Consider the following 25275-nt stretch of genomic DNA (forward strand, 5'->3'; position numbering starts at 1 on the left):
CGTTACTGCACACCCGCAACTTTCTGGCACTCTGTGTGCATGAACGTGTTAGTCATCTCAACCGGCGGCACGATCGCCTCCACTGCAAACGCCCGCGGCGCGCTCGTGCCCACCCTCACTGGCGAGGAACTCGTCGACCGCTGCGGCACCACTCGCCAGGTGCGCGCGATCGACGTGGCCAGCCTGGACTCTTCGTCCATGGGCTTGGCCGAGATCGACATGTTGCGCGAAACCGTGCGCACTTCGCTTCTCGACGACTCCGCCTCCCTCGTCATCACCCACGGCACCGACTCCATGGCCGAGACCGCCCTCGCGCTTGACCTCGTCCACGCCGACCCCCGCCCTGTAGTGCTCACCGGCGCGATGCGCTCCGCCGACCACGCGCGCCCCGACGGGCCTGCCAACCTGCGCGGGGCGATCGAGGTGGCCGCCAGCCGGCGCGACACCGGCGTGCTCGTCCACTCTGCCGGCGAGACCCTCCCGGCGCGCGGGTTGATGAAGACGCAAACCACCGCCGAGCACGCCTTCACTCTCACCAGCGGCTCGCCCCTGCCCCGCCCCATGGCGGTGCCTCCCGCGCCACTGGCCGGGTTGAACATCCCCATCATCCGCGCGTGGGCCGGCGCCGACGACGCCCTCATCCGCGCGCTCGGGCCTATCGACGGGCTCGTCTTAGAAGCCCTCGGTTCCGGCAATGTGTCGGCGTGCATGGGCGGAGCCGTCGCAAAGCTGCTGCGTCGCGGGGTCCCTGTGGTTGTCGCCACGTCGGTGCCCTACGGCGAGGTGTCGTTCGCGTACGGCGGGGCCGGCGGCGGCTCCACCCTCGGCGATCTTGGCGCGCTGCCCGCCGGCTACCTCAGCGCCAGCCAGGCCCGCATCGCGCTGGCCACCGCGCTGGCCAGCGGCGTGAACCCGAGCTCACTGTTGTGAGAACCAGTCCTCCCACGCCAGCGAATCCAACGGGTCGGCCTGCTGGAGCTGCGGGTCGTCCGCGCGCAGACTCTTGATCCTGCCCGGGCCCGTCGCCCGCGTTTCAAACCGCACCGTCACCCACCCCTTGCCGGCGCCCTGGACCCAGCCGTGGCCGTAGTCCGGGTGGTAGACGTCCTGAGTCGCGCGCCACACGCCTCGCTCCGGTGCTGACTCCTGAAGCACCTCCGTATCCAACTGGGTTTCGTGGTCGCTCACCCCGGTTTCGTAGTCCACCGACACCGGCGCCGGCTTCACAATCGCCTGGTCCAGCTCCGGAAAGAGCACATCCTGCAACGTGTCCTCCAGCCCCGAGTACGACACTCCCACCAACCGGATCGGGCCCACCTCGTCCGGATAGCGCACGATCCGGAAGGCAGTGGCCAGCAGCGTCTCCGCGTCATCGGTGGCGTACGGCAGCGTCGCCGAACGCGACTCGATGCGGAAGTCCGCCATCCGCAGCTTCACCGTCACCGTTCGCGCCCCGCGGCCGTCCTTGCGCAGCCTGCGGTGCGACTCCGCAGCCGCCCGCTCCAACGCCGCGTCCACCTCCGGCGGGGTGGTCAGATCCTGCGGGTACGTGTGCTCCGAGGAGATCTGTTTCGACTCCGCCCTCGGCGCCACCGGCCGCTCGTCCACGCCCCGCGCCAACCACCACAGCTGCTTGCCCACCGCGCCGCCGATGGCGATGTCCAGCTCTTTCTCGCTGAGGTTGGCGAGGTCACCGATCGTTTCAATTCCGGCAGCGAGCAGCTTCGATTCCGTCACCGGGCCCACACCCCACAGCTCGTTGACCGGCATCGGGTGCAAAATCTCTAGCTGCCGATCGTGCGGGATGACAAACACCCCGTCCGGCTTTGCCCGGCCCGAACCGATCTTTGCGTATTGCTTTCCCGGACCGGCCCCGATCGAGCTGGGCAAGCCCGTCTCCTCCTTGATGGCTGCGCGCAGCTCGTTCGACCACTGTTCCACATCCTCCGGGCTCGCCCCGACCAAGTCCTCCGGCTCCATGAACGCCTCGTCGATGGACAGCTGCTCCACCACGTCCACGTGCCTGCCGATTACCTCGAACACCCGCCGCGACGCCGCCACGTAGACCGGCCTGCGCGGCGCCACTAGCACCGCCTTCGACCCCACCAGGCGCGCCGCCCGGTGCGTCGGCATCGCTGAGCGCGCCCCGTACTTGCGTGCCTCGTAGCTGGCGCCTGCGACCACGCCGCGGCCCGTTACTCCCGCCACCAGCACTGGGCGTCCTTTGAGCGTCGGCCGGGTCAGCTGCTCGCAGGAGGCGTAGAACGCATCCATGTCGATGTGCAGCACCCAGCGGTTCATGTCCACCACTGTGCACCACCGGGACCGCCTAGTTCCAATCTCCTCACCCGGCGAACGAATCTCCGGTGACGTACTCCATCCGCCTCGGCTGCTTTCGATTACGCGAGACGAACCGGGCACCGTTTTTGAACGTGAAGAACAAGTCGCTCCCCTGGCGCTCGATGGTGATCACTCCGTGGCTCACCTGGGAGTGGCAGCTCGAGCACAGCGGGATCAGGTTGTCCAAGTCGGTCATGCCTCCGTGCTCCCACTCCTTTATGTGGTGCATCTCTATGAAGCGCCTATGCGAACATCCAGGCATGGCGCACTGATACCCCCAGATCGCGAGCAGTGCCTGCACCTGGCCGTCTGTAGCGAACCTCCGCGAACGTCCGACGCGGATAGTCAGTCCCGTGTCATCCAGCAAGTGCAAACGCACCATCGCATTAGCGAGGTAGCTGCGCACGTCCTCAGAACAGGCCGAGCGGTTTTCCGGCATCCAGCACTGACCTTGCTGATTCACCATGAGGTTAACCTGCACGCCAGGGCTACGAAGCGGACTCCTTGGGTTTGCACGGACCATATCGATCATTGACAACAACGCCCCGTACACATCCTGTTTTTCTGGAGGCCCGTAGCGCGACACCGAACGCGCGATGTCGTCCATGGTGATCTTCGTGCGCTTGCGTGGAGCGCGGTCCTGCTCCGACGGGACGGCGTCTTCGGCGGCAGCTGCGTCGTCGATAAGCTTCTGCACCTTCTCCGAATCCTGCAGATCATCCGGGTCCACATCCTCGAGACCGAAACTGGCCAACTGCGCCACCTTCAGCGCAGTCAGGAGCTTTTGGCCGGCTACCGCCGGAAGCCTCGCCTCGAAGGCGAGCATGCCGTCGTCGCACTCGCGGGCGCGAGCGAAAGGTTCAGTCGGGTCCTCCTCTTTGGGCCTTGCCCCGGCGAGCAAAAGCTGAAGATCAGCAAACGACATGCTCAGCGCGAGCTCGACGTACTGCTCCTCGTTGTACTCATCCAGGTACCGGAGAAGGAAGCGAACTGTCGAATACGGCATCACCCCCGATTCGAATGCGTCGTACAAACGCCTGAACTTCCTCAGCCCCCGCGCCACGCGCACATACTCGAATGCTGTGGCCTCCGGGAGGTTGAGCTCGGTACGCAACCACGTTGCCGTCGACCTCTCCCCGTACTGCTCCGCGAGCCCTTGTTCGTCGAACTGTCCCACCGCATCGAGCATTAGCGCCCGGTGGTGATTGGCCGACAATTGATTGCATTTGATCTGGTCCTCGAGCACCTCTGCCGACAGACCACCCGTTCGGCCTTCCGTACGTTCGTCCACCGCAATTGTCATGGTTAATCCCCTCACTCATGAACATTGACACCTTTATAGAACGCTCATGTGTTCGAGTCAAGGGTTTTGCAGAAAATGTTCACTGAAGTGGACAATGCATGCGGCTTAACTAATTTTGAGCGTCGAACATAGAAGCCTTTCACTATGCAGCTGCATAGTGGGTGTCTCCCCGGAGCGCCCGCTTGAGCCGCGCGAAACTATGCCGCTGCATAGTGGGTGTGTCCCCAAAGTTGGTCAGAAAACTATGCAGCTGCATAAGCGGTTCCACCCATACGCCCCCACACACGCCCCGAAAGACTATGCAGCTGCATAGTGGATACCCCGCTCCGCACACCCCGGGAGACTATGCCACTGCATAGTGGGTGTCTACCCAAAGTTGGTCAGAAAAACTATGCAGCTGCATAGTCGCCTCCCCCTCGGACGCCCCACACGACCCCCCACGACCACGCCAGAAACTATGCCGCTGCATAGTGTCCACAAACATGCTGACCCTGCTCAGCGCGAAGAAAGGAGCCCCACTCTGCACGAGTGAGGCTCCAGCCTAACCTTCCAGCCTTAGCTGTCCTTCCGAACAGTGGCGGTCACGCCGTCGACGATGTCGTGGCCCTCGACGGGCTCGGTGACCACGTCGAAGGACGTCGCCAGGGTCTCGGCGGCGATGTGGTCCGCGTGGGTGCGGGCCCACGCTTCCCTCTCAGCCGGCACGGCCAGCACCACGGCGATGCGGTCGGAGACCTCGAAGCCCTCGTGCTTGCGGGCGTCCTGCAGGCCGCGGATCACGTCGGCGGCCCAGCCCTCGGCCTCGAGTTCCTCGGTGACCTCGGTGTCGAGGACGACCAGGCCGACGGTGCCGTCGTCGGCGTCGACACGCGCGGTGCTGTCCGGGTTCTCGGCCACCAGACGCTCGGTGTAGAGCTCCGGGGTGAGCACGATGTCGCCGTCGACAACCACGTCGTCGCCGCGTCGCTCGTAGTTGCCGGCCTTGACATTCTTGATGGCGCGCTGCACGTCTCGGCCCAGCGACGGGCCAGCCACCTTCGCGTTGACCACGACTTCGAAGGATCCGGCGGAGTCAACGTCGTCAGTCAAAACGACGTCCTTCACGTTCACCTCGTCGCGGATGGTGGAGCGGAACGGCTCAAGCTTGGCGGAATCCGGCAGCGCGACGGTGAGCTTCGGCAGCGGCAGGCGGTTGCGCAGCTTGTTCGCCTTTCGCACTGACGACGCCGCAGAGCAGACCGCGCGGGTCGCATCCATCGCGGCGACCAGGTCAGCGTCGGCCGGCAGCTCGGTCGCCTGCGGGTAATCCGTCAGGTGCACCGAACGGCCGCCGGTAAGCCCGCGCCAGATCACCTCGGAGACGTACGGAAGCAGCGGCGCCACCGCGCGGGAGACGACCTCGAGCACCGTGTAGAGGGTGTTGAACGCCTCCGGGTGCGCCTCCTGGCCCTCCCAAAAACGGTCGCGGGAGCGGCGCACGTACCAGTTGGTCAACGTGTCGGCGTAACGGCGCACCTCGTCGCAGGCGTCGGCGATGCGCGTGTCGTCCAGCGCCTCCCCCACTGCTGCGACCAGGTCGTGCGTCTTCGCCAGGATGTAGCGATCGAGCACGTTGTCCGAATCCACGGACCACTGCGCGTCCTCCGAGGAGTACAGCTGCAGGAACGTGTAGGCGTTCCAGATAGGCAGCAGCGCCTGGCGCACGCCCTCGCGGATGCCCTGCTCGGTGACGATCAGGTTGCCGCCGCGCAGGATCGGAGAGGACATGAGGAACCAGCGCATAGCGTCGGAGCCGTCGCGGTCGAAGACCTCCATCACGTTCGGGTAGTTGCCCTTCGACTTGGACATCTTCTGCCCGTCCGAGCCCAGCACGATGCCGTGGGCGACAACCTTCTTGAACGCGACGCGGTCGAAAAGCGCGGTGGACATGACGTGCTGGAGGTAGAACCAGCCGCGCGTCTGGCCGGAGTACTCCACGATGAAGTCGGCCGGCTGGCGGGTCTCAAACTCTTCGCGGTTCTCAAACGGGTAGTGGTACTGCGCGAACGGCATGGAGCCGGACTCGAACCAGCAGTCCAGCACGTCCGGCACGCGGCGCATCATGGACTTACCGGTCGGGTCGTCCGGGTTCGGTCGCACCAGCTCGTCGATGTGCGGGCGGTGCAGGGACTTCGGACGAGTGCCAAAGTCGCGCTCCAGCTCATCCAGGGAACCGTAGACGTCCACGCGCGGGTACTCCGGGTTGTCGGAGACCCACGCCGGCACCGGCGAGCCCCAGTAGCGGGTGCGGGAGATGTTCCAGTCGCGCGCGCCCTCAAGCCACTTTCCAAACTGGCCGTCGCGGATGTGCGACGGGATCCACTCGATCTCCTGGTTCAGCTCCACCATCCGGTCGCGGAACTCGGTGACCTTCACAAACCAGGCCGGCAGCGCCATGTAGATCAGCGGTTCGCCGGAGCGCCAGGAGTGCGGGTAGGAGTGCACGATGGTCTGGTCGCGCAGCACGCGGCCCTTGGCGCGCAGGTCGCGGATGATGTCGCGGTTGGCGTCGAAGACCAGCTTGCCCTCGTACTCCGGCACCAGCGAGGTGAACTTGCCGTCGGCGTCGACGGGGATGACCAGGTCGATGCCGTATTCCTGGCAGGTGAGCATGTCGTCCTCACCGAAGGCGGGTGCCTGGTGGACCACGCCGGTGCCGTCCTCGGTGGTCACGTAGTCCGCGTTGAGGATCATGAACGCGTTGTCGTGGTCGCGGAAGTAGTCGAAGACCGGCTCGTATTCCAGGCCCTCCAGCTGCGCGCCGAGATAGGTGGCTACGACCTCGTACTCGCCGAGCTCCTTCGCATAGGCGCCGAGCAGATTCGTCGCCAAGAGCAATTGCTTATCGACGAAACCTTCGGCCCCGTCCGCACCGACCTTAACCAACGAGTACTCCACCTCGGGGTGGACCGCGAGGGCCAAGTTGGACGGCAAGGTCCACGGGGTCGTGGTCCAGGCGATAGCGGAGGCGTCGTGAAGCTCAGGGTGCTCGGCCCAGGTCTTCTCCGCCGCGTAGCCTGCGCGCCCGCCTGTAAACGGCAGGGTGACGGTAACGGTGGGGTCCTGGCGGTCGCGGTAGGAGTCGTCCAGGCGGGTCTCCTGGTTGGACAGCGGAGTGTGCTCGGCCCAGGAGTACGGCAGGACGCGGAAGCCCTGGTAGATCAGGCCCTTGTCGTAGAGCTCCTTGAACGCCCACATGACGGACTCCATGTACTCCGGGTCCATGGTCTTGTAGCCGTTTTCGAAGTCCACCCAGCGAGCCTGGCGGGTGACGTAGTCCTCCCACTCGCCCGCGTAGTGCATGACGGACTTGGCGCAGTACTCGTTGAACTGCTCCAGGCCCATGTCCTCGATCTGGGCTTTGTCGGTGATGCCGAGCTGCTTCTCCGCCTCCAGCTCTGCGGGCAGGCCGTGGCAGTCCCAGCCGAAGACGCGCGGGACGTGGAAGCCGGACATGGTGCGGAAACGCGGCACGATGTCCTTGACGTAGCCGGTGAGCAGGTGGCCGTAGTGCGGCATGCCGTTGGCGAATGGAGGGCCGTCGTTGAACACGTACTCCTCGCAGCCCTCGCGCTGCTCTAGGGAGGCCTTGAACGTGCCGTCCGTGTTCCAGTAGTCGAGGACGACGCGTTCCATCTCCGGGAAACGGTCGCTGCCGCCGGTCATGTCAACCTTGGGGTAGACGTTGCCAACCATGACATCACTCCTTCAGCCGTGCAGGGACGCATTGCTGCGCGGTACCACCCTGCTTGGGGCAATTGCCCCCACTTCATTTCGGTGAAGGAAGTTACGTCTTCCGTGTGTGACGTCCGGGTCTAGTAAGCAAAAGCCGTTCTTCCGGAAACGCTCCCCGGTGATGGCCGGATCATTGCGTGTTACGAGTAACGCCCAGCATCCTACAGGGATGCTGGGCGTTTGTGAAGAGTCAGGTACTACTTCTCGTTCGGCGCGGTGTTGGTGCGCGACTCGAGCTCCTCCAGCTGGGACTCCAGCAGCGTCTTCAGACGCGTGCGGTACTCGCGCTCGAAGGTGCGCAGCTCCGCAATGCGGTTCTCCAGTGCGGTCTGCTGCTGCTTCACCGTGTTCATGATCTCGGTGTGCTTGCGCTCAGCGTCAGCCTTGAGCTTGTTCGCCTGCTCCTCCGCCTGGCGGATCTGCGCCTCGGCGCGGGAGTTGGCCTCGTTGGTGGTCTCCTCAGCCTTCTTCTGGGCGTCGGTGACCAGCTGCTTGGAGCGGGTCTCCGCGTCCTGCAGCTGGGTGCGGGAGCGGGTCTGCGCGTCCTCGAGCTGCTTCTTGGACTTGGACTCGGCCTCGGCGATCTCGCGCTCTGCGGCGGCACGAGCGTCGGCAAGCATGGAGGACGCCTCCGCCTGCGCGTCGCTGGTCAGGCGGTCTGCCATCTCCTGCGCCAGGCCGAGCACCTTGGCCGCCTGCACGTGGGTGTCAGCGGAAACGTCGCTGCCGGCCGGCTGGGATGCGGCAGCGGCCGGAGCGGTCGCCTGCTTCGGAGCCTTCGCGGCCTCCTCAGCCTGCTTGCGGGCCTTCGCCGCCTCGTCCTTAGCGGAGCGGGCCTCAGCCTCAGCCTTCTCCTGCGCCTGCTTCGCGGAGCGCAGCTGCGCCTCGAAGTCGGCGCGGACCTTCTGCTCCACCTCGCGGCGGATAGCGGCCTCGTCGACCTTCTCGGTGTCCTCGGAACGCTTCACCGGGGCTGCAGCGACAGCGCCCTGGCCACCCTCCTCCAGGCGGGAACGCAACTCGTCGTTCTCATCCTGCAGCTGTGCAAGCGTGTCCTCCACGAGGTCGAGGAACTGATCCACCTCGTCCTCGTTGTAGCCTCGCTTGCCAATCGGCGGCTTGCTGAAAGCGACATTGTGCACGTCTGCTGGTGTCAGCGGCATTTGCGTTCCCTTCGATAATCGTGTGAGTACTCGCTCGCGCGAAGCATTATCTGCTGAATTGTAACGGTTTCGTTCGACGAGTGTAGCCCAGCCTAGCCGTAAAGCCGGGCTAAAGCTCAAGTAAAGCTATCGCAACGCCGGATTAATCAGCACGGCACCGATGAGCATCTGGATGAGCATGAGGATGAAAAACAGGACAATGACACTCACGTCCAGGCCCACACCACTTCCGCCGAGCCTCAGGGGCGGAATGAGTTTGCGCAGCGCATTCACCGGCGGATCAGTCATCCGGAAGATGGGTTCGGCCACCATGATGAACCAGTGCGGCGGGTCGAACTGCTTGGAAAACGCTTGCACCATCTCAATGATGATGCGCACGATAACCAGCAGCGAGTACAGACCCACCAGGGCGTAGATGATTGCTCCAAAAAGTGCCACGGCGAATCACCCTACCGGCTAGCGCAAGCCGGCAGCACGCTTCAGGTCGTCCTTCTCCAGCTTCGCGTTCTCCGGAACGATGGCAAACAGGCGCTTGCGCGTGTCGACGCCACGGGACAGGTTGTGCATGCTGCCACGCAGCGCGAAGCACAGGCCGGCGGCGAAATCGACGATACGCTTCGCGTCGGCGGTGTCCAGGTCGGTCAAGTCCATGACCACAGCGTCGCCGTCGCGGAACGGCTCGCCGATCTCCTTGGCGTCGTTGTAGTTGCGCGGCGCCGCGGTGACGATGTGCGTCGTGGAGCGGTAGCTGGGGCGGACGGTTTCACGGCCGTAGTCGCGCGCGGCGGGGCGGTCCATGCGCGAGGGGCGCTCGGCGCGCTCCACACGGTCTGCGCGGTCCGCGCGGTCGTAGGCGGTGGAACCGGCGGCGTTTGAGCTGTACTGCGGGTCGTCGTAGTAGGCGTCGTCCTCGGCGTTATCCACGGGGCCGAGGCCGAAAAAATCTTTAGCACTGTCGAAGAAGGACATGCGGGCGGCTCCTTTTATGGGGTGATTCGCGGTGGATTTCAGAGTACGGGCCGGGGCCCGAGGAGGGCTGTTCCGACACGCACGATATCGGATCCGCACTCGATCGCGTCTACGAAATCACCGCTCATACCTGCGGAAAGTCTCAAGTCGCGCTTGAGTTTCGCGGCGTAGTCGTCCGTCAACGAGCGCGCCTGGGCGAACACCTCGCGGGGCTGCGAATCCAACGGCGGCACAACCATGAATCCGGCCATTTCGAGGTGCTCGGATTCCTCCACCGCTTCCACGATCGCGGGAACGTCGTCGAGGTGTGCGCCGCCGCGGGCAGTGTCGCCGTCGTAAGACAGCTGCACCATGCACGGCAGGGTCTCGCCTGTGCGGTCACCGCGCTCGAGCGCCAGCGCCATGCCGCGGTCCAGCCCGTGGGCCAGCTTCAGCGAGTCCAGCGAGTGCACCTCCGAGGCCCAGCGCGCCACCGAGTTTGCCTTCTTGGACTGGATCTGGCCGATCATGGCGATGCCGCAGCGCCCCTCAAGCGCCGCCGCCTTGTCGCGGGCCTCCTGTTCCCGGTTCTCCCCCACCAGCACAACGCCGAGCGATGCCAGCTCGATGATGCGCTCCACCGGGTGGAACTTCGTCACCGGCAAAAGTGCCACGCTGCCTTCTTCACGGCCGGCGGCGCGCTCCGCGTCGCGGATCTGTTGGCGGACAGTGTCGAGGTTTCGTGCGAGATCAGACATTTGGCATCCAAATTACGCCAGCCTGGCGCCCGGTCACACCTTCGCGGCGGTGGGAAAAGAAGTCCTTGTCGGTGATGGTGTCGCGCGGGTCCGCGTCGATGTGGGTCACCCCCAGGCTCATCAGCTGGCGCACCAGCCCGGCGCGCACGTCGATGCCGGGGGTGCCCTTCTTTGTGCGGGTGCGGGAGCCGGGCAAATGCTTCTCGACGTCTAAAGCCATCCCCTCCGGGACCTCATACGACTCCCCGGCCGCGGCAGGCCCCAGCAGCACCTGGATGCGCGACGGCTCAGCGCCGAGGCCCACCATCGCCTCGACGGTGTTTTTCACGATCCCGTTGCGCGCGCCCATCCGCCCGGCGTGCGCCGCGCCGATGACGCCGGCGGTGTGGTCCGACAGCAGCACCGGGGTGCAATCAGCCACGAGTACGCACAGGGCCAGGTTCTTTTCTCTGGTGACGATGGCGTCGGTGGCTTCCACGGGGGTGGCCGAAGGTCCGTCGATAAGCGTGACTGTGTTGGTGTGCAGCTGCTCCATCCACACGAAGCGCTCCTCGGGCAGGCCAAGTATTTGCGCGAGCCGGGCGCGGTTCGCGGCGACATCGGCGGCGTCGTCGCCGACGTGGGTGCCCAGGTTGAACGAATCGTAGGGGGCAGCAGAAACCCCGCCCGCACGGGAGGTGAACACCATGCGGACGGGGCGGGAGGAAAGATCTGGCATGCCTGCCAGCTTAACTAGCGCATGAAGTCCGGCACATCGACGTCATCGAAGCCGCCGTCGAAACCGCCGTCGCGGGGCTCGCGGGGCTCGCGCTCACGCTCGGTGAACAGGCCGCTACGGGTGGACGGCTCGTAGCGGTGGCGCGGCTGGTACTCCTCCTTGGCTGGCTCGGCCTCCACGACCTTGGTGGAGGTCTGCTCCGGCTGCGCCTGCGGCGCTTCCTGCTCAGCGGGCTCGGCCGGGCGGGCGTTGGCCTTCTCGTCGAAGCCGGTGGCGATGATGGTCACGCGGACCTCGTCGCCCAGGTTGTCGTCGATGATCGTGCCGAAGATGATGTTGGCGTCCTCGTCGGCCTTCTCCTCGACGATGGAGGCCGCGTTGTTGACCTCCATCAGGCCCAGGTCGGAGCCGCCAGCGACGGAGATGAGCACGCCCTTGGCGCCCTCCATGGTGGTCTCCAGCAGCGGGGAGTTGATGGCCTGCTCGGTTGCCGTCATCACGCGGTTGTCGCCGCGGGCGGAGCCGACGCCCATCAGGGCGGATCCGGCGTCGGCCATGACGGAGCGCACGTCCGCGAAGTCGACGTTGATCATGCCCGGGATGGTGATGAGATTGGTGATGCCCTGGACACCGTTGTAGAGCACCTCGTCCGCCGCACGGAAGGCTTCCATCATGGAAAGCTCAGCGTCGCCCAGCTGCAGCAGGCGGTCGTTCGGGATGACGATGACGGTGTCGCAGACTTCCTTGAGGTTCTCAATGCCCTCGAGCGCCTGGCGGGTGCGGCGCTTGCCCTCGAAGGTGAACGGGCGGGTGACCACGCCGATGGTCAGCGCGCCCATCTTCTTGGCAATGCCGGCGACCACCGGGGCGGCGCCGGTGCCGGTGCCGCCGCCCTCGCCAGCGGTGACGAAGACCATGTCGGAGCCCTTCAGGGACTCCTCGATCTCCTGCTTGTGGTCTTCGGCGGAGGTGCGGCCGACCTCGGGGTTCGCGCCAGCGCCGAGACCGCGGGTGGCCTCGCGCCCGATGTCGAGCTTCGTGTCGGCATCCGTAAACAGCAGCGCCTGGGAGTCGGTGTTGATGGCAACGAACTCGACGCCCTTAAGGCCTTCCTCGATCATGCGGTTGACGGCGTTGACGCCGCCGCCGCCGACACCGACGACGCGGATCATGGCGAGGTAATTGGCGGGAGAGGTCATGATGGTGGTCTCGCCTTTCACAAGTTGGTTTTTGCAGTTGCCAACCATCTTGTGTGAAAGCGCGCGGATTTTTGTTTTCTGGTTCGGCGTGTCACAACCCTAAACCTGTACTTTAGGGTTGTGACCTGCGGTTTTAGCGCGAAGTGACCAGTTCCGGGTTGGAAATGTTGAATGTTTTTCCGTCCAGCTGCAGCACCGTCTCAAGCGCGAGCGCCTTGTTGTGGTTGTCCTCGGACGCACCCCACGTGACAGTCCTGTCGCCGTCGAGCTTGAGCACGAAACTGTGGTCCCCGTCGCTGGTGAGCTCGCGGACCTGCGGGCGGGCCGGGTCCGTGATCGCGGAGGCGACCTCCACCGCCTTCGGCAGCTGCGCTTCGCTGATGCCGACGAGCTGCACCGCCCCCAGCGGCGGCTGGGCGACCACGAAATCCTTGCCCTCGCTGTTGATCAGGTGCGGCTCGCCGCCCTGGTCGATCCAGGCCACCGGGGTGTGCTCCACCACCGTGACATCCACCGCGTTGGGCCAGTTGCGCTTCACCGTCACCGAGTCCACCCACGGGTTGCCGGCCACCTTCTGGGCGGCCCCGCGCACGTCGACACGCCCCATTGGGGTGCCCGGCTGCACGCCGGACAACCCCTCGATTTCTTCCGCTGGCAGGTTCACTGCGCCTTCAACGTTGACGCTGTCTACCGGCATAGCCGGGGTGAACGGCAGCGCCGCCACAACCGCGAGCACAAGGGCTACGCAGCCGGCAACGATGGTGATCGCGCGGCGAGACATCTTTACGCCTCCTGCAGGGCGGCGAGGATCTCGTCCGCCAGCATGGTCACGCTGCCCGCGCCCATAGTGAGCACGAGGTCGCCCGGCTTCGCCACCGACGCCACGGTCGCAGGCGCCGCGGAGAAGTCCGGCTCCACACGTACCGGCGCGGTCATCTTTTCGGCGATGATCCGGGAGGTCACGCCTTCCACCGGCGTTTCCCGGGCGCCGTAGATGTCCAGCAACACGCATTCGTCGCTAAGCGAAAGCGCTTCGGCGAACTCGCCGGCGAACTCCTGGGTGCGCGAGTACAGGTGCGGCTGGAAGCAGACGACGACGCGGGCGCCGTTGCCCTCGGCGGCGACCTTGTCGCGCGCTGCGGTGAGCACGGCGGCGACCTCCGTCGGGTGGTGGGCGTAGTCGTCGTAGACGCGGGTGCCGCCCACCTCTCCCTTGAACTCGAAGCGGCGGCGCACGCCGGTGAATTCGCTGAGCCCCTGGGCGAGCTTCGCCGGGGCGGCGCCCACGAGCACGCCGGACAGCAGCGCGGCCGCCGAGTTGAGCACCATGTGGCGGCCCGGGATCGCCAGCGTGTACATCACGTCGCCGGAGATCCGGTCGGTGCGCAGCTGCGCCTCCACCACGGTGCGCTCGCCCTCCTGGCGCTCGCCGGTGATCACCGCGGCCGCCGGGATCTTCGGGTGCCGGGCGGCGGCCTCGGCGGTGCCGTAGCCGGAGACGGTCAAGCCGCGCTCGAGAGCGCGCTCGCCGCAGGCGGCGGCGTAGTAGTCGTCGAGGCAGACCACCACGTGCTTGGCAAGGTCCGCGAAGTCGTCGAAGACCTGGAAGTACTTCTCGCGGGTGCCGTAGAAATCCAGGTGGTCCGGCTCGATGTTGGTGATGACTGCGACGTCCGGGGAGTAGCGCAGAAGCGAAGCGTCGGACTCGTCGGCCTCCGCCACGAACACGTCGCCGTGGCCGTGGTGGGCGTTGGTGCCGGCGCGGTTGAGCTGGCCGCCGATGGCGAACGAGGGGTCCTCCCCCGCCGCCTGCAGCGCCACCACCGCCATTGAGGTCGTGGACGTCTTGCCGTGCGTGCCCGCGAGTAGCAGCTGGGTCGAGCCCTCCATCAGCTCCGCCAGCAGGTCGGAGCGGCGCAGCAGCGGAATACCTTCACGCTTGGCGCGCACCAGCTCAGGGTTGTCCTGCGGGATGGCGGCGAAGCTGGTCACCACCGCGGTGGGCAGCTCGCCGGACAGCTCCAGGTTGGCTTCGTCGTGGCCGAGAGCTACCTTGGCGCCCTTGGCTTTCAGCGCGCGCACGGGGCGGGAGTCCTTGGCGTCGGAGCCGGTCACGGTCGCGCCGCGGTCCAGCAGGATGTGCGCGACGCCGGACATGCCGGACCCGCCGATGCCGATGAGGTGGACGCGGGAGAGATCTGTCATTTATGTGTCCTTTCCAGCAGCCGCGGCGATGCGCGCGGCAAGGTCCTCGGCAACGCTGCCAGCGCCGGTGTCCTCGAGTGCTGCGCGCATCGTCGCGCGTGCGTCGGGGTCCTTTAGGGGCAGCAGCTTCTCGACGAGCACGTCGCCGCTCAGCGCCGCATCGTCGATACGCAGGGCCGCCCCGGCGTCCACGAGGTGGGCGGAGTTGAGACCCTGCTCGCCGTTGCCGTGCGGCAGGGGGATGTAGATGGCGGGGAGGCCGGCGGCGGAGTTCTCCGCGACCGTCATGGCGCCGGAGCGGCACACCACCACGTCGGCGACGGCGTAGGCGGCCTCCATGTCGTCGATGTACGGCACGGCCGTGTAGTGGTCGTGCGCTGCCGGCGCGTCGTTTTTGCGGCCGTAGGCGTGCAGGATCTGGTACCCCGCGCCGGTAAGCCGTTCCACCGCGTCGGCCAACGCCGCGTTGATGCTCACCGCGCCCTGCGAGCCGCCGGTGACCAGGATGGTCGGCCGGTCTTCCTGCAGGTTCCACATGCGCAGGCCCCGCTCGCGCTTCGCGCCGTCCGGATCCACGCCCACGCCGGGGCGCACCGGCACGCCGACGACCTCACCGTCCATGCCGGAGTTGGGCACCGCGTTCAACCCGGTGCCGCCGATTTTCACGCCCAACTTGTTGGCCATGCCCGCCAGGGCGTTGGTTTCCAGCACGAAAAACGGCAGGCCAAGCTGCTTCGCGGCCAGGTACGCCGGGCCGGAGACGTATCCGCCGGTGCCGAAGACGGCGGAAGCGCCGCAGCGCTTCATCGCCTGCTTGGCCTGGCGCACGCTGCGCGCCAGCTTGAACGGCACGGACGCGAGCTTCCACGGCTTCTTGCGCGGGATCGGCACAGGGTCGATCAGGGAAAGCTCGAACCCGCGGGCAGGCACGATGGTGGTTTCCAGTCCACGCTCCGTGCCCAGGGCGACGACGTTGGCCCCGTAGGCGTCGCGAAGCACCTCCGCGACTGCGAGTGCGGGCTCGATGTGGCCCGCGGTGCCGCCGCCTGCGATGACGACGCTGAAGGTTTGGGTAGTCATAGATCTCCTAACGGCGCGGCGTCCGGCGGTGCGGCTGCCCATGGTAGGCCGCGGCGACCGGCTGGGTCACCGGCGTGCCGTAGCGCTCGCGGCGCGGCGCGGCAGCCGGAGCCGGGCGGCGCTGCTTGAGCGCGCGGGGCTCGCCGATGAAGAACATGCGGTCGAACAGGGGGCGGCCGTAGTTCTGCATGGACGAAATCGCGTCCGGCTCGTGGCGCGCAACTGAGGCCAGCACGCCCATCGCGCCGAGGGTGAACACGGCCGAGGAGCCGCCGGCGGACAGCATGGGCAGCTGGATGCCGGTCACCGGCAGAAGGCCCACCACGTAGGCCATGTTGATGAAAGCCTGGGAGACCACCGTGGCGGTCAGGGACGCAGCCATGAGCGTCTGGTACTGCGTCTGCGCGCGCAGCGCGGTGCGCATGCCGAAGAAGCCCAGCAGCGCGAACAGGGTGATGACCAGCGCGCCGCCCCACAGACCGAGCTCCTCGCCGATGACGGCGAAGATGAAGTCGTTGCGCGCCTCCGGCAGGTAGAACCACTTCGCGCGGGACTGGCCCAGGCCAACACCGAAGATATGGCCGTCCGCCAGTGAGAGGAAGCCCTGGTGGGACTGGAACGCGATGCCCTGCGTATCATCGAAGTGGCCGCGCAACGCGTCGAAGTAGACGTGGAAGCGGTCAGAGCGGAAGCTGCCGGAGAGGAAGATCACCACCAGGGCCACCAGGCCCGAGGCCACGACGACGCCCACGGCCTTCAGGGACACGCCGGCAAAGAGCAGGATGAACGCCACCACGACGGCGAGCGACAGCGCCATGCCCATGTCTCCCTGCATGGCGATCAGCCCGACGCAGATGATGGAAACGGTGAGGAACGCGGCAAACCCGTTGTTCGGGGTGCTCAGGCGGCGCGGGTCCTTGTTGGCCAGGATCTTCGCGCCCCACATAGATATGGCCACGCGGGCGAACTCGGAGGGCTGCAGGCGAAGCGGGCCGGCCACCAGCCAGGACTGCGAACCCACCTCTGCGCGGCCAGTGCCCAGCGGCGTGAGCACGGCGATCAGCAGCAGGACCGCAATGATCATCAGCCAGTTGCTCAGGCCCCGCAGCCGCTCCGGCGGGGTCTTCAGCGCCGCCCAGAACGCGATGAGGCCGAGCACGACCATCACGAACTGGCGCGCCGCCAGCGACCACACGCTCGCGCTCGCGGCGAACGAGGTCGCCATTGACGAGCTCATCACCATGACCACGCCGAGACCGGCGAGGAAGAGCACGATGCTGCGGATCATGGTGTAGTCGATAAGCGGCCGGGAATCGAGCGCATCCCGGATGCGCCTGACGCCTGCGCTGAGCTTCGATGGGGCGTCCGGCCGTGGTGCGCGTTGCCGGGGTGCGCGTTGAACCGTCATGCTGCCCTTTCGATTGGAACCGCGGAAGAAAACCTCAACCTTGAGTTGAGCTTACTTGTTGTGCGGGTCCCAGTGTCGCATTGCGGCAGCCGCGAATGCGTTGCCACGCGCAGACATGCCGGAAAACATGTCCAAGCTCGCCGCGGCGGGCGCCAAAAGCACGGTGTCCCCCGGCTGCGCTTGCGTGGCCGCCCACGCGACGACCTCGTCCATCGCCTGCTCCGGGTCCTGCGCGTCGGAGACGAACACGGGCACCTCCGGCACGACCTGCTCGAGCGAGGTGCGGATCAGCTCCCGGTCCACGCCCAGAAGCGCCACCGCGCGGAACTGCGTGGCGTGCGCCTTGACCACGGCGTCCACGGACGCGCCCTTGAGCTGCCCGCCGGCGACCCACACCACAGTGCCGGCGCCGGTGAGTGCCGAATCCGCCGCGTGCGGGTTGGTGGCCTTGGAGTTGTCCACCCAGTCCACCCCGCCGCCGGAGTGCACGACCGCGCCGCGATGGCCCTCCACCTGGTACACGTCCAGCGCGCGCTGGATGTGCTCAGGGCTGGCACCCTGCGTCAGCGCCACAGCGGTGGCGGCCAGCGCGTCTAGGACGCCTGCGGCACCAGCGGGCTCGATGCCGTCGGCTGATGCGACATCCACAACTGTGCCGCCAAGCTTTGCGACGATGCGTCCGCCCACCACACCAACCTGGCCGTCCGCCGGCTCGCCGAGTGTGAATCCCACGATGTCCTCGCGCCCCGTGGCGGCGGCGATTCGGGCGACCTCGGTGTCGTCGATGCCTGCGACCGCCACCGGCGCCTTGAGCACCTTCGCCTTGGCGGCGGCGTACTCGGCGAAGCTGCCGTGCCAGTCGATGTGGTCGTCTGCCAGGTTCAACAGCACGCCCGCATCGGGCACGAGCTGGGAGGACCAGTGGAGCTGGAAGCTGGACAGTTCAGCCACCAGCACGTCCAAACGCTCCGGCGCGAGCATCGCCTCCCCCACCGCGACGCCGATGTTGCCGCACGCGCCCGCGCGCAGGCCGGTGTCCTTGCCGGCCTCGATCATCATCTGCGCGAGCATGCCGGTAGTGGTGGTTTTGCCGTTCGTGCCAGTGACCACCAGCCAAGTGCGGGGTTTGCCGAAGACTCCGGCGCGGTCCAGCCGGAAGCACAGTTCTACGTCGCCGATGACGTCGATGCCGGCGGATGCGGCGTCGACAAGCAAGGGCGTATCCGGCCGCCACCCGGGCGAGGTGACCACAAGCCCGACCTCACCGAAGCGGGCGCGTGCTTCGCCGCCGGTGCAGGTGTCGTAGCCGGCAGCCGCGGCGCGGGCCCGGCCGGCATCACTGTCGTCCACGACGGTGAAGCAGGCGCCGGCGCGCTCAAGCAGCTGCGCCGCCCCGAGCCCCGACACACCGGCGCCGGCGACCAGAGTGTAGTCCGGCAGAATCGGCTGCGTCACAGGTTCGCCCCGTTCAGCCACTCGCCGTAGAACACGGCCAGGCCGAGCATGAACGCCATGGCGGAGATGATCCAGAACCGCACCACGACGGTCATCTCGTGCCAGCCGCCGTTTTCAAAGTGGTGGTGGAACGGCGCCATGCGGAACACGCGCTTGCCAGTGGACTTAAACGACGCCACCTGAATGACCACCGAGAGCGCCTCGAGCACGAACAGCGCGCCGATGATGATCATCAACAGTTCCGTGCGCGAGCCCACGGACAGGCCAGCGACCAGGCCGCCGAGTGCCAGCGAGCCGGTGTCGCCCATGAAGATCTTCGCCGGGGCGGCGTTCCACCAGAGGAAGCCCACGCATGCGCCGAAGCCTGCGGAGGCCAGGATGGCCAGATCCAGCGGGTCGCGCACGCTGTAGCAGCCCGCGGCGGCCACAGCGTCGCAGGAGTTGCGGAACTGCCAGAAAGTGATGCCCACGTACGCAGCCATCACCAGCGCGGTGGTGCCGGAGGCAAGCCCGTCCAGGCCGTCAGTGAGGTTGACCGCGTTCGACCATGCGGCCAACAGGATGTAGATGAAGATGAGGAAGAAGATCGTGCCGACGGTCCCGCCGCCGAAGGTCAGGTCGATCGTTTCGATGTCGCGCACGAAGCTCAAAAACTGCGAGCCCGGGGTCAGCCCGTTTTCATCCGGGAAGCGCAGGATGAGCGTGCCGAAGATCAGCGAGATGGCCAGCTGCGCCACCAGCTTCGCGGTCTTGTTCAAGCCCAGGTTGCGCGACATGAACAGCTTGATGCCGTCGTCCGCGAAGCCGACCAGGCCCAATGACAGGGTGAGAAACAGCACGATCAGACCGGTGGCTGTGAACGCTGCGTGGCCTGTGATCAGGGCGACGAGGCTGCCGCCGAGGTAGCCCATGGTGATGCCGGCGAGGATGGCGATGCCGCCCATCGTCGGGGTGCCGCGTTTGCGGGCGTGGGACGCCGGACCATCCTCGCGGATCTCCTGGCCCATGGCCCGCCGGTTGAAGTACCGGATGAGCGCAGGGGTGAGGAAGATCGAAACCAAAAAGCTGATGATTCCGGCGCAGATAACTTGAACCATGGAAGTTGTACCTTGCTATTTCTCTACGTCGAGTGTCTACCTAAGCGTATGCCCTTGCAGGAGCGCTTCCGCCACCACCCACAGCCGGGCGGCGTTGGATGCCTTGACCAGCACAACATCCCGGTCGCCGCGTTCGCGCCAATTGTCCTCCCCCGCCGGCGCAGACGCCAGCAGCTCGCGCACGGCCTGCGCGGCCTCGTCGGTGTCGGCGACGGCGGTGGTGCGGATGCCTTGGTCCCCGGCGCGCTGGGTCAGCGCGGCCATTGCGGCGGACTTGCCGACGGCCACAAGGTGCGTCACCCGGTAGCGCGCCAATTCGTCCGCGAGTAGCGCATGCTCCTGCTCGGCGCCGGCACCCAGCTCGCTCATCTCGCCGAGCACAGCCACCGAGCGCACGCCCGGGCGGGCGGCGGCGGTGTAGCCCAGCGCAGCAATGGCCGCGCGCATGGATTCGGGGTTGGCGTTGTAGGCGTCGTTGATCACGGTCACGCCGTCGGCGCGCGTGTTGACGTCCATGCGGTTGACGGACACCGAGCTGGCCGCGGAAAGAGCCTCGGCCACGGTGGCCGCATCCATGCCCAGCTCCGTGCCCACGGCCGCCGCGGCGAGCGCGTTGCCCACCTGGTGCGCGCCGAACACGCCGAGCGTGACGCGCTGCGGCTCGCCGTTCGGGGTGTGCATAGTGAAGGACGCCCGCGCCACCGCGTCGAGCGTCACGCCCGTGGCGTAGTAGTCCGCGTTCGTGTTGCCGGATTCGGAGAACGTGACCACGCGCGCGTTGGTGCGCGGCGCCATGCCGGCGACCAGTTCGTCGTCCGCGTTGAGCACGGCGACGCCGCTCTGCGGCAGCGCCTCCACCAGCTCGCCCTTGGCCTTCGCGATGTTTTCGCGGGAGCCGAATTCGCCGATGTGCGCGGAGCCGACGTTGAGCACCACGCCGATTTTCGGCGGCGCGATAGTGGCCAGGTGAGCGATGTGGCCGATGCCGCGGGCGGACATCTCCGCGACCAAGAAGTCTGTGTCTTCGGTGCAGCGCAGCACTGTGTACGGGTGGCCGATCTCGTTGTTGAAGCTGCCCGGGGGTGCCACCGTCTCGCCGGCGCGCGAGAGCACTGCGGCGATGAGGTCCTTCGTGGACGTCTTCCCCGCAGAGCCCGTCACGCCCACGATGGTCAGCCCGTGATTGTTTGTCAGCTCGCGGGCGACGGCGGAAGCGAGCTTGGACATGCCGTCCACCACGCCCGCTGCGGAGCCGTCCGGGTCGTTCGTGGCCAGGTCCGAGTTGTCGCCTTCGCGGGGCGGAAGCTTCTCGACGATCACCGCTGGCCGACCCACCTCACGCGTGGTCAGCGACGCGGCAGCGCCAGCCTCGGCGGCCTTGTCCACGAAGTCGTGCCCGTCCACGCGCGCGCCCGGGAAGGCCACGAAGAGCCCGCCTGGGCCGATCTTGCGAGAATCGAACTCCACGAACCCGGTCACGTGCGTGTCCGGGTTGGCCTCGGGGCTCAAGCGTCCGCCGGTGATCTCGGCGATGCGCTCCAGCGTCATGTCGATCATGCTCGAGATTGCCTTTCTGTGATTGCCCTGCGCATCTCTTCGCGGTCGTCGAAGTGCAGCTTCTCGGTGCCGACGAGCTGACCGACCTCGTGGCCCTTGCCCACCACGATCACGGCGTCGCCGGGGCGCGCCCACTCGACGAGCGCGTCAATGGCCTTGCCGCGCGGGCTGACCTCGACGATCTCCGCGTCGGTCCCGGCCTCGCGCGCGCCCGCGAGCACAGCGGTGCGGATGGCGGCGGGGTCCTCGGTGCGCGGGTTGTCGTCGGTGACCACCACGAAGTCCGCGCCCTTGGCGGCCTCGGCACCCATCAGCGGGCGCTTGGAGGAATCGCGGTCGCCGCCCGCGCCGACGGCCACGCCGATGCGGCCTTCTACCTGGCCGCGCAGTGTGGCCAGCACCGCGCCGATGGCGGCCGGTTTGTGGGCGTAGTCCACGACGGCGACAAAGGGCTGGCCTTCGTCGATACGCTCCATGCGCCCCGGCACCGCCGCCTGCTCCAGGCCGCGCAGAAACGGCGTGAGCTCCACGCCCGCGGTCTGCGCGATGGCCGCGGCGAGGGCGGCGTTGGCCACGTTGAACGCGCCCGGCATAGGCAGGGTGAACTCGTAAGTGTCGTCGGCGGTGAGCTGGATGCGTTGGCGGCCTTGGTCGTCGATACGCACAAGCTCCGCGGTCACATCGGCGCCCTTGGTGGTGGCGACGGTGAGCGGATCGTCTGCGAGTTCGGCCATGCGCTGGCCCCACTCGTCATCGACGCAGACGACGCTGCGCTTGGCGCGCATCTCGCTTCCCGGTTCGAAGAACAGCGCCTTCGCCTGGAAGTAATCCTCCATGGTCGGGTGGAAATCCAGGTGGTCCTGTGAGAGGTTCGTAAACGCCGCGACGTCGAAGTCTGAACCGGTGACGCGGCCCAGCATGAGCGCGTGCGAGGAGACCTCCATGACCACGTGCGTGACGCCCTCGTCGCGCATCTGCGCGAACAGCCGCTGCAGCATCGGCGCCTCGGGCGTGGTCAGCTCCGTGGCCACGTCCCGGCCCATGATCTTCGTGCCGGTGGTGCCGATCAGCCCCACCTTGCAGCCGGCAGCGGTCAGACCCTTTTCCAGCATATAGGTGGTGGTGGTTTTGCCGGAGGTGCCGGTGACGCCGAGGAGCGTGAAGCTTTGCGACGGGTGCCCGTACACCTCTGCCGCCACATAGCCCAAGATTGCCCGCACGTCCTCTACCACCAGCACCGGGCGGCGGTCGGCAGTCTGCTGGATGATCGCCAGGCCGGCTTCGTCCGTAAGTATCGCGCCGGCGGCGGAGTCGAACGCGTAGGTCGCGCCGTGCACCCGGGTGCCGGGCAGCGCGGCGAACAGGCCACCGGGCTCGACGTTCTGCGAATCCAGGCCCACGAAGGTCACCGGCGCATCCGCGCTCGGCGGGTTGACGATGCGCGCGCCAGCGATGTCGGCGAGCTGCTGCAAGCTTGTCATTGTTGAGACCTCCATCTGTTTCTACTGGCCATGCAACGGGTACGGCTCTGCCGGCGGGCTCAGCGGCACGTTCTCACGGTTGAGCAGCCAACCAGAAATCTGCTTGAAAATCGGGGCCGCGGACTGCCCGCCGTTGCCACCCTCAAGCACGCCACGCTGCGGCTCGTCCAGCATGATGGCGACGACGAAGCGCGGGTCGTCCGCGGGCGCGACGCCGGCGAAGGTGATCCAGTAGGCGCTGTTGGAGTACGCACCGGTGTCCGGGTTGACCTTCTGGGCCGTGCCGGTCTTGCCGGAGAACTGGTAGCCCTCCAGGTTGTTGCCCTGGGCGGTGCCGTTGTTGACGCCTGCAGGGTCCTCCTGGAACGCGGCGCGGAACATGTCCAGCGTGGTGCGCGCGGCCTCCTCGCTGATCACGCGGGTGCGCTGCGGTTCCTCCTGCGCGATCTCCTCCCCGTCCGGGCCGGTGATCTTGTGGATGATGCGCGGCTGGATCCGCTCGCCCTCATTCGCGATGGTCTGGAACACCCCGGCCATCTGCAGCGTGGTCCAGCTCATGCCCTGGCCGATGGGCAGGTTGGCAAACGTGCCGCCGGACCACTGCTCCAGCACCGGAAGCAGGCCCGCGGACTCGTTGGGCAGCTCAATGCCGGTGCCCTGGCCGATGCCGAAGCGGTTCAGGTAATCCCAGTACCGCTCCTCCCCCAGGCGCTGGGCCAACTGGAGCGTGCCCACGTTGGAGGACTTACCGAAGATGCCGGCGGTGGTGTACGGCATTACACCGTGTTCCCACGCGTCGCGCACCGTGACGCCCGCCATGTCGATGGAGCCGGGCACCTGGTGCACCTCGAACGGGTCGGTCAGCCCCTGGTCGATCGCCGCGGCCGCGGTGATCACCTTCGCCACCGAGCCGGGCTCGAAGGGGTGCGACACGCTCGGGTTTTCAAAGTCCTTGCCCTGCTTGACCTGCTGGTCCACGTTGCCGTTCGGGTTGATCGTGTCGGTGTTGGCCATCGCCAGCACCTCGCCGGTGTGGGCGTCCATCACCACGGCCTGGGCTTCCTTGGCCAGGGAGTTGGACTTGGCCTGCTCCAGGGTCTGCTGGACGTAGGTTTGCAGGTCCAGGTCGATGGTCAGCTCGATCTGGGCGCCGCCGACGGCCGGGACAACGTCGCGAAGCGAGCCCGGAATCGACTGGCCGTTCGCGGACACGTCCTCGGTGGAGCGGCCGTCGATGCCTGTCAGGTCTGCGTCGCGAGAGGCTTCCATGCCGAACTGGCCTTGGCCGTCCATGGAGACCTTGCCGATGATGTTCTCGCCCACCGCACCGTTCGGGTACTGGCGGATGTCCTGGTGGTCCGCCGCGATGCCGTGGAACGCCTCCGCGACGGTGGCGGCGACATCCGGGTCGACGTTGCGCACCAGCACCTCGTAGCTGGAATCCGCGTGCAGCTTGTCCAAGATCTCCTTGGCGCTGACCTGGCCGACCTTGGTGGTCGGCTCGCCGGTGACGGTGTTCGCGGGCGCGTCGCGCACCACTTCCCCGTCGCCGATCATGCCCGGGATCTCGTTCGCCATCGTGCGCAGCACATCTTCGACGCGGGCGTCCACCTGGGCGGCGATCTCCTCGGCCGACAGCCCGTCCACACGCATCTCAAGCTCCTGCTGCTCCTTGAGCTCCTTGCGCAGCTGCACCGGAGACACTGTCAGGGAGCGGGCCTGCATGGTGTAGGCCATCTTGTTGCCGTCGCGGTCCACGATCTCGCCGCGGCGCGCGCGGTCCACGTAGGTGCGGCTGCGCTGGTCGTTGGCCTGCTCGCGCAGCTCGTCGCCGATGATCACCTGCACCCAAAACAGGCGGCCGATGAGCAGGGCCGCCACCGCCAAGAAGACAATGCCGAGCCAGTACACACGCTTACCCGTGATCTGCTTCTGGGAAGCCTGCGCCGCATTCTCTGGCCTTACCTGCGCGCTCGCGCTAGTGCGTGGCACTGCTCACCTCCCATATCCACTGGCTGGTACCCGCCTTTATGTCGACAACCATCATGCCCCGCCCTCGGGCAGATACCTAGGTGCGCCACGCCAGCCGTTACGGCTGGGCCGCAACGTTGGCCTGGTACGGAGCCAAGTTGTCAAGGCGTGGGGCGTTCGCGGCGCGACCCGGACGCTGCGTCAGCGCATCCTCGAGCTCCTTCGTCGCGCGGTCATCCGACGACGCGCGGGAGGCCGGGCGGCCCTCGCCGTTGACGTCCACCAGCTTGGAGGCGGACTCCGGGTTGTACGGGCGCTGCTCCTCCGCGTGGCCTTCCTCATTGACCGCGACCACGCCCGGCTCGCCGGCGAGCACCATGCCCATGGAATCCGCGCGCTGCGCAAGCGCCGCCGAGGAACGGCGGTCCTCCAAGTCGCGGTTGAGGGACTCGACCTCATTTGCCAGCTGCTGCTCCTTGGCCTGCAGCTTCTGGATGGCAAAGGTCTGCGTGGTGGCAATGCCCGACAGGATCATCGCAGCCGCGATGCCGATGACCAGCAGTGGCAGCGCGATCTGGGACAGCGAAGAAAACTTCGAGCGCGCCTTCGTGGTGGCCACGCGGCGCCCGCGGACGGACACCACCTGGTTGGATCCGAGCCGGCCCCGGGCCTTCGTGCGCTGCACGTGCGGCTTTACGCCCGGCGTGGTGCGCACACGGCTGGCCGGGTGCTCAGTGCGGCCCTGCGTGCGGCCTGGTGTGCGGGTCAGCGTTGCCGATCGCGTTGGTCGTGCAGCCATGGTGTCCGTCCTTTGTCGG

At 66.9% G+C, this 25275-nt stretch carries 20 protein-coding genes; 1 reads left to right on the top strand and 19 read right to left on the bottom strand.

Annotation, left to right across the window (positions count from 1 at the left end; translation table 11 throughout):
- Positions 1-39 precede the first annotated feature (39 nt).
- On the top strand, positions 40-930 hold the full coding sequence (locus H0193_RS04355; protein ID WP_181888721.1) for an asparaginase: 891 nt from the start codon (positions 40-42) through the stop codon (positions 928-930).
- Here the strand turns inward: H0193_RS04355 and H0193_RS04360 are convergent.
- The 19 genes from H0193_RS04360 to ftsL all read right to left on the bottom strand — a co-directional run bounded on the left by H0193_RS04360 (position 919) and on the right by ftsL (position 25256).
- A complete protein-coding gene (locus tag H0193_RS04360) occupies positions 919-2301 on the bottom strand; it encodes a DNA polymerase IV (RefSeq protein ID WP_181888722.1) in 1383 nt (460 codons plus the stop codon). The two genes, H0193_RS04355 and H0193_RS04360, sit on opposite strands and share 12 nt — an antisense overlap.
- A 43-nt stretch (positions 2302-2344) precedes the next feature.
- Entirely contained in the window at positions 2345-3643 is a 1299-nt protein-coding gene (locus H0193_RS04365; RefSeq protein ID WP_181888723.1) for an HNH endonuclease signature motif containing protein, read from the bottom strand.
- Positions 3644-4198: 555 nt separating this feature from the next.
- Complete coding sequence (gene ileS, locus H0193_RS04370) at positions 4199-7378, bottom strand: isoleucine--tRNA ligase (RefSeq protein ID WP_181888724.1); 3180 nt, start codon at positions 7376-7378, stop codon at positions 4199-4201.
- Positions 7379-7614: 236 nt separating this feature from the next.
- The gene (locus H0193_RS04375; protein ID WP_181888725.1) at positions 7615-8580 is read right to left on the bottom strand and encodes a DivIVA domain-containing protein; all 966 of its coding nucleotides are present in this window, start codon (positions 8578-8580) and stop codon (positions 7615-7617) included.
- Positions 8581-8706: 126 nt separating this feature from the next.
- Positions 8707-9018: a YggT family protein gene (locus H0193_RS04380; RefSeq protein ID WP_181888726.1), complete on the bottom strand. Its 312-nt coding sequence runs from the start codon at positions 9016-9018 to the stop codon at positions 8707-8709.
- Between the two features lie 18 nt (positions 9019-9036).
- Positions 9037-9549 carry a cell division protein SepF gene (locus tag H0193_RS04385; RefSeq protein WP_181888727.1) on the bottom strand — a complete coding sequence of 171 codons (513 nt, stop codon included), beginning with the start codon at positions 9547-9549 and terminating at the stop codon, positions 9037-9039.
- Between the two features lie 38 nt (positions 9550-9587).
- Positions 9588-10286, bottom strand: coding sequence for a YggS family pyridoxal phosphate-dependent enzyme (locus H0193_RS04390; RefSeq protein WP_181888728.1), 699 nt, complete (start codon positions 10284-10286; stop codon positions 9588-9590).
- Entirely contained in the window at positions 10279-11004 is a 726-nt protein-coding gene (gene pgeF / locus H0193_RS04395) for a peptidoglycan editing factor PgeF (RefSeq protein WP_181888729.1), read from the bottom strand. Before pgeF ends, H0193_RS04390 begins: the two co-directional genes overlap by 8 nt.
- Before the next feature lie 14 nt (positions 11005-11018).
- Positions 11019-12203, bottom strand: a complete 1185-nt coding sequence (gene ftsZ / locus H0193_RS04400; protein ID WP_181888730.1) for a cell division protein FtsZ — start codon at positions 12201-12203, stop codon at positions 11019-11021.
- Between the two features lie 133 nt (positions 12204-12336).
- Positions 12337-12984 carry a cell division protein FtsQ/DivIB gene (locus tag H0193_RS04405; protein ID WP_181888731.1) on the bottom strand — a complete coding sequence of 216 codons (648 nt, stop codon included), beginning with the start codon at positions 12982-12984 and terminating at the stop codon, positions 12337-12339.
- A gap of 2 nt (positions 12985-12986) precedes the next feature.
- A complete protein-coding gene (murC, locus tag H0193_RS04410) occupies positions 12987-14408 on the bottom strand; it encodes a UDP-N-acetylmuramate--L-alanine ligase (protein WP_181888732.1) in 1422 nt (473 codons plus the stop codon).
- On the bottom strand, positions 14409-15488 hold the full coding sequence (gene murG / locus H0193_RS04415) for an undecaprenyldiphospho-muramoylpentapeptide beta-N-acetylglucosaminyltransferase (protein WP_181888733.1): 1080 nt from the start codon (positions 15486-15488) through the stop codon (positions 14409-14411).
- A gap of 7 nt (positions 15489-15495) precedes the next feature.
- Complete coding sequence (locus H0193_RS04420; protein WP_181888734.1) at positions 15496-16896, bottom strand: FtsW/RodA/SpoVE family cell cycle protein; 1401 nt, start codon at positions 16894-16896, stop codon at positions 15496-15498.
- A 51-nt stretch (positions 16897-16947) separates the two neighbouring features.
- On the bottom strand, positions 16948-18351 hold the full coding sequence (gene murD / locus H0193_RS04425) for a UDP-N-acetylmuramoyl-L-alanine--D-glutamate ligase (protein ID WP_181888735.1): 1404 nt from the start codon (positions 18349-18351) through the stop codon (positions 16948-16950).
- On the bottom strand, positions 18348-19448 hold the full coding sequence (gene mraY / locus H0193_RS04430; RefSeq protein WP_181888736.1) for a phospho-N-acetylmuramoyl-pentapeptide-transferase: 1101 nt from the start codon (positions 19446-19448) through the stop codon (positions 18348-18350). Before mraY ends, murD begins: the two co-directional genes overlap by 4 nt.
- 36 nt (positions 19449-19484) lie before the next feature.
- Positions 19485-21005 carry a UDP-N-acetylmuramoyl-tripeptide--D-alanyl-D-alanine ligase gene (locus H0193_RS04435; protein ID WP_181888737.1) on the bottom strand — a complete coding sequence of 507 codons (1521 nt, stop codon included), beginning with the start codon at positions 21003-21005 and terminating at the stop codon, positions 19485-19487.
- The gene (locus H0193_RS04440; protein ID WP_236883410.1) at positions 21002-22486 is read right to left on the bottom strand and encodes a UDP-N-acetylmuramoyl-L-alanyl-D-glutamate--2,6-diaminopimelate ligase; all 1485 of its coding nucleotides are present in this window, start codon (positions 22484-22486) and stop codon (positions 21002-21004) included. The genes H0193_RS04435 and H0193_RS04440 overlap by 4 nt, the downstream gene beginning before the upstream one ends.
- Before the next feature lie 21 nt (positions 22487-22507).
- Positions 22508-24478, bottom strand: a complete 1971-nt coding sequence (locus H0193_RS04445) for a penicillin-binding transpeptidase domain-containing protein (RefSeq protein ID WP_181888739.1) — start codon at positions 24476-24478, stop codon at positions 22508-22510.
- A 97-nt stretch (positions 24479-24575) separates the two neighbouring features.
- On the bottom strand, positions 24576-25256 hold the full coding sequence (gene ftsL, locus H0193_RS04450) for a cell division protein FtsL (protein ID WP_181888740.1): 681 nt from the start codon (positions 25254-25256) through the stop codon (positions 24576-24578).
- Positions 25257-25275: the final 19 nt, after the last annotated feature.

This window comes from Corynebacterium haematomassiliense (assembly GCF_013978595.1).
GTDB lineage: Bacteria > Actinomycetota > Actinomycetes > Mycobacteriales > Mycobacteriaceae > Corynebacterium > Corynebacterium lehmanniae.

What these genes read in the sequence shown, in the direction of transcription:
- H0193_RS04355 (WP_181888721.1), top strand. Translation starts at nt 40, where the DNA reads ATGAACGTGTTAGTCATCTCAACCGGCGGCACGATCGCCTCCACTGCA.
- H0193_RS04360 (WP_181888722.1), bottom strand. Translation starts at nt 2,301, where the DNA reads ATGAACCGCTGGGTGCTGCACATCGACATGGATGCGTTCTACGCCTCC.
- H0193_RS04365 (WP_181888723.1), bottom strand. Translation starts at nt 3,643, where the DNA reads ATGACAATTGCGGTGGACGAACGTACGGAAGGCCGAACGGGTGGTCTG.
- ileS (WP_181888724.1), bottom strand. Translation starts at nt 7,378, where the DNA reads ATGGTTGGCAACGTCTACCCCAAGGTTGACATGACCGGCGGCAGCGAC.
- H0193_RS04375 (WP_181888725.1), bottom strand. Translation starts at nt 8,580, where the DNA reads ATGCCGCTGACACCAGCAGACGTGCACAATGTCGCTTTCAGCAAGCCG.
- H0193_RS04385 (WP_181888727.1), bottom strand. Translation starts at nt 9,549, where the DNA reads ATGTCCTTCTTCGACAGTGCTAAAGATTTTTTCGGCCTCGGCCCCGTG.
- H0193_RS04390 (WP_181888728.1), bottom strand. Translation starts at nt 10,286, where the DNA reads ATGTCTGATCTCGCACGAAACCTCGACACTGTCCGCCAACAGATCCGC.
- pgeF (WP_181888729.1), bottom strand. Translation starts at nt 11,004, where the DNA reads ATGCCAGATCTTTCCTCCCGCCCCGTCCGCATGGTGTTCACCTCCCGT.
- ftsZ (WP_181888730.1), bottom strand. Translation starts at nt 12,203, where the DNA reads ATGACCTCTCCCGCCAATTACCTCGCCATGATCCGCGTCGTCGGTGTC.
- H0193_RS04405 (WP_181888731.1), bottom strand. Translation starts at nt 12,984, where the DNA reads ATGTCTCGCCGCGCGATCACCATCGTTGCCGGCTGCGTAGCCCTTGTG.
- murC (WP_181888732.1), bottom strand. Translation starts at nt 14,408, where the DNA reads ATGACAGATCTCTCCCGCGTCCACCTCATCGGCATCGGCGGGTCCGGC.
- murG (WP_181888733.1), bottom strand. Translation starts at nt 15,488, where the DNA reads ATGACTACCCAAACCTTCAGCGTCGTCATCGCAGGCGGCGGCACCGCG.
- H0193_RS04420 (WP_181888734.1), bottom strand. Translation starts at nt 16,896, where the DNA reads ATGACGGTTCAACGCGCACCCCGGCAACGCGCACCACGGCCGGACGCC.
- mraY (WP_181888736.1), bottom strand. Translation starts at nt 19,448, where the DNA reads ATGGTTCAAGTTATCTGCGCCGGAATCATCAGCTTTTTGGTTTCGATC.
- H0193_RS04435 (WP_181888737.1), bottom strand. Translation starts at nt 21,005, where the DNA reads ATGATCGACATGACGCTGGAGCGCATCGCCGAGATCACCGGCGGACGC.
- H0193_RS04440 (WP_236883410.1), bottom strand. Translation starts at nt 22,486, where the DNA reads ATGACAAGCTTGCAGCAGCTCGCCGACATCGCTGGCGCGCGCATCGTC.
- ftsL (WP_181888740.1), bottom strand. Translation starts at nt 25,256, where the DNA reads ATGGCTGCACGACCAACGCGATCGGCAACGCTGACCCGCACACCAGGC.